Origin of the sequence: Pantoea sp. CTOTU50773, assembly GCF_032082325.1 — a bacterium.
In the GTDB taxonomy this organism is placed as follows: Bacteria; Pseudomonadota; Gammaproteobacteria; order Enterobacterales; family Enterobacteriaceae; genus Pantoea; species Pantoea communis.
The window spans coordinates 1-12,584 of the sequence record NZ_DAMDQC010000129.1; the positions used below are offsets into that span (position 1 = coordinate 1).

Here is a 12,584-nt window from a genome sequence, read left to right on the forward strand (position 1 = left end):
CGTTAGCAGCTCATCAGCTGCTCGGCTTCAGTCAGTTGGATGCACACAATGTCTGGCCTGTTTGGCAAAGTGAGGGTGAGTTTTTGCAGATTAAGCCCACGCTGTCGGCTTCCAGTGGCGAGACGTTGCGTCAGCTGGCGTTAGCAGGACAGGGCATTGCGCGCCTGTCTGATTTTGTCAGCCGTAAAGATCGCGAGCGGGGCGATTTAGTGCAGGTGCTGGAGCAGGAAACGCGCGAATGGCGCCTGCCGATTCACGCCGTGTATTACCGTAATCAATCTCTGACCTCGCGCATTACCTGTTTTCTCGATTTTCTGCGCGAGAAGATAGAACAAGATCGCCTGCTATAAAAAAGCCCCTGCACAGGCAGAGGCTTAGACGATTAACGAACCGGCTCTAATACCAGGATCTTCACATCCACCACATCGTCTTTAATCGTGGCGCGATGCGCATCCATATGCGGCATTTGCTGATGCTGCTCAAGATGGCGCAGCGATTCCCACTGCTCCAGCATGAAAATGGAATCTGGGGAATTCTGCTTCCACGGCACCTGCGCCTGATGGTCAACCAGCGCGTCATACTGATGGCAACCCTCTTCTTCCAGCACGGTGGGGATCAATTTATTGATGGCATCCAGCACCACATGACGGCGGCCTGGCTTGACGCAAATTTCTGCAACGACGGTTAACATAGCGCTTCCTCTTTTCCCGGTGTGCTTACAGTTAAGCAAAGATCTGGCTGAGATGAGTCCGATAACGTTCGATATCGCGTGGCACGTCCGGCATCTTGATCACATCGTTACAGATAAAGGTCGGTAAACCTTCCATGCCAAGGAACTGGTTGGCTTTGTGGAAGTGCAGATAGAGACCGTCCACGCCCACGCCTTCGAAGAACTGCTCAGGATCATTGAACGCTTCCAGCGGTGCGTTCCACGTCAGCGATAGCATGTATTTTTTGCCCTGAATCAGACCGCCTGAACCGTACTTTTTGCCCGCATCGCTGCGCGTACGACCATCACTGGCATACAGTGAACCGTGGCCTTCGGTGAACACGTCATCAATGTATTTTTTCACTGTCCACGGCTCGCCCATCCACCAGCCAGGCATCTGATAAATCACCACATCGCTGTCGAGATATTTCTGCACTTCTTCTGCCACGTTGTAATCGCTGTCGGCAACGGTGACCACCACGTTATGGCCCAGATCGCGCAACTGGCTGGCTGCCACCTCAGTGAGGGTGTGATTCAGTTCGCCTTTCGAGTGGGCAAAAGTTTTACCGCCGTCGATGATTAAAATATTGCTCATGGATGATTCGCTACGTTTCCCGTTGATGGCGCACACTGTACGCGCGCAGGCGAAGCAAAAAAATGCGTGATTGATCACAAGACTTTTGCTAATAAAGCAACAATGCGCAGGGCTATGCAACAATCCGCGCGCAAACCAACATCAACATAAAAAAGAAGAAACCATGAAAACCGCGATACTGAGTGCATTACTTCTGGTGAGTGGCGCTGCGTCGGCGCAATCCCACCTCGACGAGATTCGTAGCAGTAAAACCCTAAAAGTCTGTACCACGGGCGACTACAAGCCTTACAGCTATCTGCGCAGCGATGGGCAGTATGAAGGGCTGGATATCAGCATGGCGCAGTCACTGGCGGCAAGTCTGGGTGCCAAAGTGCAGTGGGTGCCGACCACCTGGAAAACCATGAGTGACGATTTCGTGGCGAAGCAGTGTGATATCGCGCTGGGTGGCGTGTCCGTTACCTTAAAACGCCAGCAGATTGCCTGGTTTGCCGAACCACTGGGTGTGGATGGCAAAATCCCGCTGGTGCGCTGTGATGATAAAGACAAATACCAAACCGTCGCGCAGATCAACAAGCCGAGCGTGCGGGTGATTGAACCGGCTGGCGGCACTAATGAAGCCTTTGTGCACAGCCACTTACCGCAGTCGACGCTGCAACTGGCCGATAACGTCGGTATTTTCCAGCAGCTGGTGGATAAGAAAGCCGATGTGATGATTACGGATGCGTCCGAAGCATTGTTCCAGATGAAGCACTACCCGACGCTGTGCGCCATCAATCCGGATAAGCCGATGCAGTATGGTGAAAAAGCCTACATGATTCCGCGTGATGATATGAGCTGGAAACTGTACGTCGATCAGTGGCTGCATCTTAGCACCGCCACCGGCGAATATGCGCAGATCGCCTCGCAGTGGCTGGGTGTGATTAAGTAAACTCATGCCTGATGCATCGCGCCGCTACTGGAGCGGCGCGATTATTGCGTGGCTCAAAAGGGGCAACGTGGCCCCATTCGAGCACTCAGCGATACAAACTCGCTTTACCCAATCCACCAAACAGATTCATCTTGTAGCGAATCACCGCTTTGGCGGCGGTAATGGCTTCCGGATAAATCACGTTAGGATCCCACCAGGTTTCACGTGCCAGAATCTCGCGCAGTTTGGCGAAGTAGGCGTACTTCATATCGCTGGAAATATTGATTTTGCCCACGCCGAGGGTCACCGCCTCAGCAATCTCCGCATCCGGGTTAGCAGACCCCCCGTGCAGCACCAGCGGAATATCGGTGCGTTGAGCAATATCCTTCAGAATATGCATCTGCAGTTCCGGCTTCATATCTTTTGGATAGATACCGTGTGCGGTGCCAATTGCCACTGCCAATGTATCGACGCCGGTGCGTTGGATAAAATCTTCTGCCTGCGCCGGTTCGGTATAGATCACTTTGCTAACGCCACCTTCCACGGTGGTGCCGGTATCGCCAATGGTGCCGAGTTCACCTTCCACCGACACGCCCACCGAATGCGCCAGCTTCACCACCTCTTTGGTCAGCGCCACGTTCTCTTCGTACGGCAGCAGTGACCCATCGATCATCACCGACGTAAATCCACATTGGATGGCGCGCAGCACCTGCGCAATCGATGCACCGTGGTCGAGGTGAATGGTGAAGGGCACTTTGCTCTTCAACGTGCGTTCCCGCACATAGCCAAAGAATTCATCGGTCACAAACTCCAGCTCACTCGGGTGAATCGAGATGATCGCCGGGGTGTTAGTGGCTTCGGCTTCCTCCACCACGGCACGGATAAAGCAGCTGTCTGCTACGTTAAATGCGCCGATGGCGTAGCGGTGTTCACGAGTCGGTGCCAACATCTCTTTCATTGAAATCAACATGTTAATATTTCCTCAACGTGAGTTTTACCAGAGCCGACGCGTGCGCCGACCCGATGATGGATAAAAAGGGAAATGCTTCTGCATCCTGTTGCTGCACGACTTATCGCGCGGTATCTTGCCGCTGCTTTAAATCCCGATGACCGAAGCGGCTTTTCAAGTGCGTATAAATGCGTCAAATCACGTGCGTTCGTTTCAGCGCTACGCTTAAATGCGTACCCTACGGTCCCCCGTAGGGGTGCCATTTAGGGTGAGCGCGCCCGAGCACTACGCTTTGCCAGCCGATCCCGACCAGCTCAGATACTCAATCACCACTTCACGGCAGGCGGATTCCATCAGCCCAAGCAGATCGGCCAGTTCCGCGTGCGGATGCTGTTTCAGCGCCTGCTCAACCGCGTTTTTACCGGCATCAAACACTGCGGCACCGACGTTAATCTTCGCCACACCATGCTGACTAACGCGGCGAATATCCTCGGCGGGTGTGCCCGAACCACCATGCAGTGCCAATGGGCGTGTTGAGACCGCATGCAGCTCCTGCAAGCGCTGGAAATCAATCTTCGGCTTCACGCCCGCTGGATAGAGCCCGTGCGCAGTGCCCACCGAAATCGCCAGCAAATCGATATCGGTTTGCTCAATAAACGGCAGCACGTCAGCAACCTGCGTCATCTTTACGGAGGCATCGGCTAACTCGTAGGTCGGCGCATCGGCGATATGCCCCAGCTCGCCTTCGACGCAAACGCCAGCGGTGTGCGCCATCTTCACTACCGCTGCGGTCTGGCGAATATTTTCGGCCAGCGGATCGGCAGAGGCATCGATCATCAGGCCGGTAAAGCCGGCGCGAAACGCCTGACCAATCAGCGGAAAGGCCTTGCCGTGGTCCAGCGCCAGCGCAATCGGTACCGTGGCGTCTTTCGCCAGCGCCTGCACCAGCGGCACCGCCACGGCGGGTGGGAAGTGTGTGCTGTGACCCTGATAGACATTCAATATCAGCGGTGCACGCTGCTGTTCGGCGGCCTGAATCGCCGCCCGCGCGGTTTCAAGGTTGAAGCAGTTTATCGCCAGCACGGCATATTGCTGCTTAGCGGCGGCCTGAATCAGGTCATTCATCATGGCAAACATGGTGGCTCCTTATTCCAGTGTGAATTTGATCTCTTCGTCGCGGACGCCAGGGGCTTCCACGTCATCGAACTCTTCATCTGCCTGCGTCACTGGCTTCTTCATTAGCGACAGCATCACGCCACACACCACGGTGCCGATGCCCAGCGCCAGACAGAACATCAGCGGTTTGGTGAACAGCGGCACCACAAACATGCCGCCGTGCGGCACCGGTGCTTCCACGCCCCATACCATAATCAGCCCACCGGCGATGGCAGAGGCCACCACGCAGCTGCCGACCACACGCAGCAGGTCACGCGCCGCAATCGGAATCACCCCTTCGGTGATCATGCAGATACCCATCGGGAAGGCGGCTTTCAGCGCCTCTTTCTCCGCTTTGGTGTACTTATGGCGCGTCAGCAGATACGACAGCGTGATGCCAAACGGCGGAATCATTGAGCCGACAAACTTCACTGCTTCCGGGCCATAAATCCCGTCGACCAGCATGCCGTCGGCGAACAGCGACATGGTTTTGTTGATGGGGCCGCCGAAGTCAAAAGTCGCCATCGCACCCAGCACCGCACCCAGCACAAACTTCGATCCGCCCTGCATCGATTCCAGCAGATGAATCAGCGCCTTCTGCAGCCAGACAATCGGCTGGCCAATAAAGGTCATCATCAACAGACCGGCGATGATGGTGCTCAACACCGGCAGCACCATAATCGGCATCAACCCCTGCATTGACTGCGGCAGCTTAATGGTGCGGCGCAACAGCAATACCGTGTAACCCACCAGGAAGCCGCCGAGCATACCGCCGATAAAACCGGTGCCGATCTGCCCGCAGATAAAACCGACGATCAAACCGGGCGCAAAGCCGGGACGATCGGCGATGGAGTAGGCGATGGCCGCGCTGATCAGCGGCACGATCAAGCCCATGCCCCAACCGCCGATCTGATTCAACATCCAGGCGATAGTGCCGGTTTGCTTGCCGACATCCGGCCCGCCAATCACCTGGCCGAGCGCGATACAGATCCCGGCGGCGACGATCAGCGGGATCATCCAGGATATCCCGGTGAGCAGATGGCCTTTGATCTCTTGTCCGTACTGACGTTTGTTGTCGTTCATGATGGATCTCCTCAGGCACGCGCCAGTGAATCCGCCACTTTTTCGAGGAATTTCACCGGTGACTTGATCACCACTTCGGTTTTCACTCGTACGATGGGTTTGCCCTGAAAGCGTTCTTCACCGTTGATCTTCACATCAATGGCGAGGATCACCACGTCAGCGGCAGCGATGTCTTCACGCGTCAACGCGGTTTCAGTGCCGATGGTGCCCTGGGTTTCAACGTGGATGGTGTGGCCCAGTGCATGAGCGCCTTTGATCAGTTTTTCACGCGCAATATAGGTATGCGCGATGCCTGCCGTGCAGGCCGCTACACAGACGATATTCATGTGTCACCTCAAAGAGTTAGGGGATTAACAGAGGTCGGTTTCGGCGTACTGGCTAAACAGCCGGATGATATTGCTGGGGTCGTTTTCCACCAGCAGTTGGGCTATCACCTCATCATCGGCCAGCGCGCTGGCCACCTGCGACAACAGGCGAATATGGGTGGTGTTCTGATCTTCCAGTCGCACCGCGAACAGGATGATGCAGCGCACCTGGCTGCCATCGAGCGTTTCCCAGGGGATATCCTGTTGGGTACGACCAATGGCTAATGTGGTGTGTTGGACGGCGGAAGACTTGCCGTGCGGAATGGCAACGTGGTTTTCGAACCCGGTTGAGCCCTCAGCTTCACGCAGCCAGACATCTTCAATAAAGGCTGCACGATCGGTGATGGCGCCGTCCTGATACAGCAGATCGGTTAGTTCGTTAATCACTTCTTCTTTGGTGGTGGCGGTGAGCGCCAGGTTAACGCGGCGTGGCGTCAGAATGCGGGAAATGTCCATGGGTTTTACCTCATTCAATTAATGTTCAGCCAACGCGCAGTGCGCGCCGTCCGGCAGCTGGCTGCCAATCATGGCGTCAGTGACCCGCCGGATATCGTCATCGTTAAAAAATGCACTCACATACACTGCTGGGATTGGCCCGGCGTTGAGATGGATAGTGGTGATCACTAAATCCACTGTCTGGTTCTGACAAAACGCGGCGTGATTGCTGGCAGAGACCACACCCGCAATTTCCCAGTCAGGGAACGCCCGCAGGATGCGGCTCTTCAGCAGATGCGACGTCCCCACGCCGCTGGAACACACCACCAGAATGCGTTTATGGGCAATTTGCCGCTCCAGCGCGGCCTGGAAATGCACGCAGAGATAACCGATTTCGTCGTCAGCCACTGGCGAAAGCCCGTAAGTGCGAGCGGTTAATTGCATCGCCTGGTGCGTTAACGAAAATATGCCTTTCATTTCCTGCTGAATATCCTCCAGCAGCGGATTGCGAATATGAATATGATATTTGAGTCGATTTAAGAGTGGCTTTATATGCACCAGTAAGCCGTCAAATAATAATCGGTCCTGCGCTAAATCTTGCTGAATAAAGGCTGCGAAACGATCAATTAATTCACAGGTTATTTTTACGGACTCTGCGGTGCAGAATTGATTATGCATCGGCGCATTATCGCCGCGCTCTTCCACCACAATGCCGGATGACACGATATATTGATAAATAAAACCCACTTCATCGGCGGGCAGGGCACAGCACATCCGCTGTTCAATCTGCGTCACCATTTGCTGGGCAATCAGTAAAATGCGCTGATCGAGATCCTGCATTGTGGCCAGAGTGGCCAGTGCCAGAGCATTCCCCTGCGCCATCCGATGCATCATGATCAGAATATGGGTGCAGAGGTTCAGATACCAGGCATCGCCTAGCGGGTAACTGAGTTGCTGCTCCATCTGTTGCAGCAGCGTCTGCACAAAAGCCACATCCTCATTGCCAAAATAATGCACCAGTGCCTGCTGGCTGCCGGGATCGAGACGCGGCAACAGCGGCGTACCGGCAACGTTTTGCTGCATCACATCATTGATCAGGGAGACCATTGCCTGACGCAGCGCCTGTTCGTTACCTTCGATATGGGTGCCACCTGGCCCACGTTGCAGCGTCAAACCCAACGGCTGTAGCCACTCTTCAATCACTTTCAGGTCATTCACAATCGAGGCGTGGCTGATAAAATAGCGTTCCGACAGCTTACTGATAGAGGTCGCACGCGGGGCGTCACTCAGCAACTGCGAGGCAATTTTTACTCGGCGGCTGTTTTGCCCCAGCGCATCGGCACTGCTTTCATCGCCGTTGAGTTGCTGCTCCAGTTGCAGGCGCTGCTGGATATCATCAACCCGCAAACGCACGCCGCGGCCTGGGGTTTTCTCCAGCGTCAGTGACCAGCTACCAAGCCAGCTTTCCAGCCACTGCAAGTCGCGCCGAATCGTCTTTTCTGACACGCCCAACTGTAGGGATAATTCTCTGATCGGCAGAGGTGCAGCATGTTGCAACAGCAGTTTGACTAAACGGTGTTGTCGCGAAGTCAGTATTTGCATTCGGTCACCCTTTATTTTGGCAAAGCGTTTTTAAGATTATTTCCTCGTTATCTATTTCTTCATGCCAGAAATCAGGAGCGCAATATTGATGTCTTATGGAGTATAAATTTAGGAAAGGACGGTGTAAGCAACAATACTAAATGTTGTCCATGATTACGGACAGCTTTAATACACCTGAAATTGTTAATAATTAATTGCGATCCTGCTCACATATTAATGGGAATATTGATTGTGATATTGATCTCATTCCTTTTTCATTTTCCAACCGATATCACGTTATTTAATGCCATACGATTCTGCCTGCGGTCATTGGCTTCCCTGTGACTAACTCGCACGAATAAGGTACTATCCTCGCCAAATGAGCGCCGGATGCCCCGCCGTTGCGGGCCACGAAGTGAGGATGCGAGCTTAATGAGCGAATTGACGCAGGATGGTGCAGAGCGTCTTGCCCTGCACAAATTTACGGAAAACGCGTACCTGAACTACTCCATGTACGTGATCATGGACCGCGCACTGCCGTATATCGGCGATGGCCTCAAGCCGGTGCAGCGCCGAATTGTATACGCGATGTCGGAACTGGGCCTCAATGCCAGCGCCAAATTCAAAAAATCTGCCCGTACCGTCGGTGACGTATTAGGTAAATACCATCCGCATGGCGACAGCGCCTGTTATGAAGCGATGGTGTTGATGGCACAGCCGTTCTCCTATCGCTACCCGCTGGTGGATGGTCAGGGCAACTGGGGTGCGCCGGACGATCCCAAATCCTTCGCCGCGATGCGTTACACCGAGTCACGCCTCTCCAAATATGCCGAGATTTTGCTGGGTGAGTTGGGACAAGGTACGGTCGATTACATCCCGAACTTTGACGGCACCATGCAGGAGCCGAAGATGTTGCCGGCACGTCTGCCGAATATCCTGCTGAACGGCACCACCGGTATCGCCGTGGGCATGGCCACCGATATCCCACCGCACAACCTGCGTGAAGTGGCGGAAGCGGCGGTGAAGCTGATCGACAAACCCAACACTACGCTGGATGAGTTGCTGGATATTGTGCAGGGTCCGGATTATCCGACCGAAGGCGAGATCATCACGCCGCGCAGCGAGATCCGTAAAATCTACCAAAGCGGGCGCGGTTCGATCCGTCAGCGCGCGGTGTGGAAGAAAGAAGATGGCGATGTGGTGATCACTGCACTGCCGCACCAGGTTTCCGGTGCGCGCGTGCTGGAGCAGATCGCTAACCAGATGCGCAATAAAAAGCTGCCGATGGTGGAAGATCTGCGTGATGAATCCAACCACGAGAACCCAACGCGTCTGGTGATTGTGCCACGCTCGAATCGTGTGGATGTGGAGCAGGTGATGAATCATCTGTTTGCCACCACCGATCTGGAAAAAAGCTACCGCGTTAACCTGAATATGATTGGTCTGGATAACCGTCCGGCGGTGAAAAACCTGCTGGAGATCCTGTCTGAATGGCTGGTGTACCGTCGCGATACCGTGACGCGCCGCCTGAACTATCGTTTAGAGCGCGTACTGCGCCGCCTGCATAACCTCGAAGGTTTGCTGGTGGCGTTCCTCAACATTGATGAAGTGATTCACATCATCCGTACCGAGGACGAGCCTAAGCAAGTGCTGATGTCGCGCTTTGAACTCAGCGATACGCAAGCCGAATCCATTCTGGAACTGAAACTGCGCCATCTCGCCAAACTGGAAGAGATGAAGATTCGTGGTGAGCAGGCGGAGCTGGAGAAAGAGCGCGATCAACTGCAGGCGATTCTGGCGTCCGAACGCAAGATGAGCAACCTGCTGAAGAAAGAATTGCTGGCAGATAGCGAGACCTACGGTGACGATCGCCGTTCGCCGCTGCATGAGCGTGAAGAAGCTAAAGCGCTCAGCGAAACCGAGCTGGTGAGTGCCGAGCCGGTGACGATTGTGCTGTCGCAGATGGGCTGGGTGCGCAGCGCCAAAGGCCACGATATCGATCCAACCGGCCTCAGTTACAAAGCCGGTGATAGTTACCTCGCCGCCGCACGCGGTAAGAGCAATCAGCCAGTGGCCTTTATCGACTCCACCGGCCGTAGTTATACGCTGGATCCGACCTCGTTGCCGTCGGCACGCGGGCAGGGCGAGCCGCTAACCGGCAAACTGACGCCACCGCCAGGTGCCGCGTTTGAACAGGTGCTGATGGAAGCGGACGACCAAAAACTGTTGATGGCCTCCGATGCGGGTTATGGCTTTATCTGTACCTTTGCCGATTTGATTTCGCGCAACCGCGCCGGTAAAGCGCTGCTAACGTTGCCAGACAATGCCAAAGTGATGACGCCAATGGCGGTGCATTCGGGCGATGATATGCTGCTGGCGATTACCCAGGCCGGACGTATGTTGATGTTCCCGGTGGGCGATCTGCCACAGATGTCGAAAGGCAAAGGTAATAAAATCATCTCTATTCCATCAGCGGATGCCGCTGCGGGCGTGGATAAGCTGCAGTGGTTGCTGATTCTGCCGCCGGGCAGTTCGATTACCCTGTATGTCGGCAAGCGTAAGCTGATTTTGCGCGATGAAGATCTGCAAAAAGTGCGTGCCGATCGCGGTCGTCGTGGCAGCGTGTCGCGTGGCCTGCAGCGCATTGATAGCGTGGAAGTGAACGCGCCAGCGCGCCCGAAAAGTGACGCCAGTAGCGAAGAATAAGACTGACCAGGCAATGGATTGCCCAACTTGAGGAAGCTATGTTACTAATTTTACGCACGATTATTGTTATCGTTTATTCGATTTTGGTGTGCATCTTCGGCAGTATCTGGTGTTTGTTCTCACCGCGCAATCCTCGCCATGTGGCGACGTTCGGCCATATGTTTGGTCGCCTGTCGACGGTGTTTGGCGTCAAAGTCGAGCTGCGCAAACCCGCCGACGCGGAGAGCTATGGCAATGCGATTTACATTGCCAACCATCAGAACAATTACGACATGATCACGGCGGCGAAGATCGTGCAGCCGACCACGGTCACCGTCGGCAAAAAGAGCCTGCTGTGGATCCCATTCTTTGGTCAACTCTACTGGCTGACCGGTAATTTGCTGATTGACCGTGATAACCGCGCAAAAGCGCATGGCACCATCGGTGAACTGGTCGAGCAGTTTAATAAAAAGAAGATTTCATTCTGGATGTTCCCGGAAGGTACCCGCAGCCGTGGCCGTGGTTTACTGCCGTTTAAAACCGGTGCGTTTCATGCTGCAGTGGCAGCAGGTGTGCCGATCATTCCTGTGGTGGTGTCGAATACCCACGGCAAAGTGAAACTTAATCGCTGGAACAACGGCCTGGTGATTGTTGAAATGCTGCCGCCAGTGGATACCAAACAGTTTGAAACCACCTCGGTGCGCAAATTAGCCACCCACTGCCGCGAATTAATGTCTGCTAAGCTGGAAGAATTGAACGCCGAAGTCGCCGAACGCGAAAAAAACGGTAAACTCTAGCCATCCACGGGGTAGAAACGCTGCCCCGTGCTCATCACAGCAAAAACTCACTAACAAGAACAACATGGACACGGCGTCTTCACGCCCCGCTCAAAAGGTCTGAAGTTTTATGTCTTGCAGCAGACGTCAGTTTATTCAGCTTTCCGCCGGTGTTGCGCTGGCGACCAGTAGCATGCCTTATGCCGCCTACGCTGCGGCTCCGATGGGCGATGTGCCGCTTCCTGTTCCGCCACTGCTTGAGTCTCGCCGTGGCCAACCGCTCTTTTTGACGCTGCAACGCAGCCATTGGTCATTTAGCGGTAATAACAATAAAGTGCCGGTCTGGGGTATTAATGGCATGTACCTCGGTCCCACGGTGCGCGTCTACAGCGGCGATGACGTGAAGTTGATTTACAGCAACCGTCTCAACGAACCGGTGGCGATGACGGTAAGTGGATTGCAGGTGCCGGGTGCCTTAATGGGCGGTGCACCGCGCATGATGTCAGCCGGCGTTGACTGGGCGCCGGTATTGCCGGTACGTCAGGGCGCATCGACCTTGTGGTATCACGCCAATACGCCAAATCGTATGGCGCCACACGTCTACAACGGTCTGGCGGGCATGTGGCTGATTGAAGATGACGTCAGCAAAGCGCTGCCGCTGCCCAAACACTATGGCGTTGATGACTTCCCGCTGATTATCCAGGACAAGCGTCTCGATAACTTTGCCACGCCGGTTTATAACCCACCATCAGACGGCGGTTTCCTCGGGGATACGTTGCTGGTCAACGGCGTGCAGAATCCGTATGTCGAGGTGTCGCGTGGTTGGGTGCGTCTGCGCCTGTTGAATGCTTCGAACGCGCGTCGCTTTGATTTGAGCTTCTCGGATAATCGTCCGTTTACCGTGATTGCCAGCGATCAAGGCTTCCTGCCTGCGCCCGTTGCGGTGCAAACGCTGTCGCTGGCACCCGGTGAACGCCGTGAAGTGCTGGTGGATATGTCGCAGGGCGATGAAGTCTCGATTACGGCAGGGACTGCGGCGGGCCTGATGGATCGCCTGCGTGGTCTGTTTGAACCTTCCTCCATCCTCGCCAACACGCTGGTTCTGAGCCTGCGGCCAACCGGCTTACTGCCGCTGGTTACCGACAATCTGCCGATGCGTTTATTAGCGGATCAGATTCTGGATGGCGTGGCGGTGCGCACGCGCGAATTCCGCATTGGCGACAGTGTGCCGGGCATCAATGGCGCACTGTGGGACATGAGCCGCATCGACACCACGGTGCAACAGGGCACCTTTGAACGCTGGATTATCCATGCCGATCGCCCGCAATCGCTGCATATTCAGGG

General features: G+C 54.9%; 13 protein-coding genes. 5 read left to right on the forward strand and 8 right to left on the reverse strand.

Going from position 1 to position 12,584, the window contains the following annotated elements; all coding sequences use genetic code 11:
* Positions 1–350: LysR substrate-binding domain-containing protein (locus RT340_RS17460; RefSeq protein WP_313377368.1), on the forward strand; the 350-nt coding region annotated here is incomplete at its 5' end.
* A gap of 32 nt (positions 351–382) precedes the next feature.
* Here the strand turns inward: RT340_RS17460 and RT340_RS17465 are convergent.
* A complete protein-coding gene (locus RT340_RS17465; protein ID WP_058961933.1) occupies positions 383–691 on the reverse strand; it encodes a putative quinol monooxygenase in 309 nt (102 codons plus the stop codon).
* 31 nt (positions 692–722) lie between these two features.
* Positions 723–1,304, reverse strand: a complete 582-nt coding sequence (locus RT340_RS17470; protein WP_313377369.1) for an NAD(P)H-dependent oxidoreductase — start codon at positions 1,302–1,304, stop codon at positions 723–725.
* Positions 1,305–1,467: 163 nt separating this feature from the next.
* Here RT340_RS17470 and RT340_RS17475 point away from each other — a divergent pair, with 163 nt between their 5' ends.
* Positions 1,468–2,232 (forward strand): transporter substrate-binding domain-containing protein, encoded by a 765-nt coding sequence (locus RT340_RS17475; protein ID WP_045831819.1) that lies wholly within the window; start codon positions 1,468–1,470, stop codon positions 2,230–2,232.
* A gap of 85 nt (positions 2,233–2,317) precedes the next feature.
* Here RT340_RS17475 and RT340_RS17480 read toward each other — a convergent pair whose 3' ends face one another.
* The 6 genes from RT340_RS17480 to RT340_RS17505 form a co-directional block, all read right to left on the reverse strand.
* Positions 2,318–3,181: a ketose-bisphosphate aldolase gene (locus RT340_RS17480; RefSeq protein WP_034828403.1), complete on the reverse strand. Its 864-nt coding sequence runs from the start codon at positions 3,179–3,181 to the stop codon at positions 2,318–2,320.
* Between the two features lie 264 nt (positions 3,182–3,445).
* On the reverse strand, positions 3,446–4,297 hold the full coding sequence (locus RT340_RS17485) for a class II fructose-bisphosphate aldolase (protein ID WP_313377370.1): 852 nt from the start codon (positions 4,295–4,297) through the stop codon (positions 3,446–3,448).
* 9 nt (positions 4,298–4,306) lie between these two features.
* A complete protein-coding gene (locus RT340_RS17490; RefSeq protein WP_034828408.1) occupies positions 4,307–5,398 on the reverse strand; it encodes a PTS fructose transporter subunit IIC in 1,092 nt (363 codons plus the stop codon).
* An 11-nt stretch (positions 5,399–5,409) separates the two neighbouring features.
* Positions 5,410–5,724: a PTS fructose transporter subunit IIB gene (locus tag RT340_RS17495; protein WP_034828411.1), complete on the reverse strand. Its 315-nt coding sequence runs from the start codon at positions 5,722–5,724 to the stop codon at positions 5,410–5,412.
* A 24-nt stretch (positions 5,725–5,748) separates the two neighbouring features.
* Positions 5,749–6,219, reverse strand: coding sequence for a PTS sugar transporter subunit IIA (locus RT340_RS17500; RefSeq protein WP_034828413.1), 471 nt, complete (start codon positions 6,217–6,219; stop codon positions 5,749–5,751).
* Between the two features lie 18 nt (positions 6,220–6,237).
* Entirely contained in the window at positions 6,238–7,800 is a 1,563-nt protein-coding gene (locus RT340_RS17505) for a BglG family transcription antiterminator (protein ID WP_313377371.1), read from the reverse strand.
* A 411-nt stretch (positions 7,801–8,211) separates the two neighbouring features.
* On the opposite strand from RT340_RS17505, the gene parC reads away from it, so the two are divergent.
* The 3 genes from parC to ftsP all read left to right on the forward strand — a co-directional run.
* Positions 8,212–10,485 carry a DNA topoisomerase IV subunit A gene (parC, locus tag RT340_RS17510; protein WP_313377372.1) on the forward strand — a complete coding sequence of 758 codons (2,274 nt, stop codon included), beginning with the start codon at positions 8,212–8,214 and terminating at the stop codon, positions 10,483–10,485.
* Between the two features lie 38 nt (positions 10,486–10,523).
* Positions 10,524–11,261, forward strand: coding sequence for a 1-acylglycerol-3-phosphate O-acyltransferase (locus tag RT340_RS17515; RefSeq protein WP_058961927.1), 738 nt, complete (start codon positions 10,524–10,526; stop codon positions 11,259–11,261).
* A 109-nt stretch (positions 11,262–11,370) separates the two neighbouring features.
* Positions 11,371–12,584 (forward strand): cell division protein FtsP (gene ftsP / locus RT340_RS17520; RefSeq protein ID WP_313377373.1); only part of this gene is annotated, 1,214 nt, incomplete at its 3' end.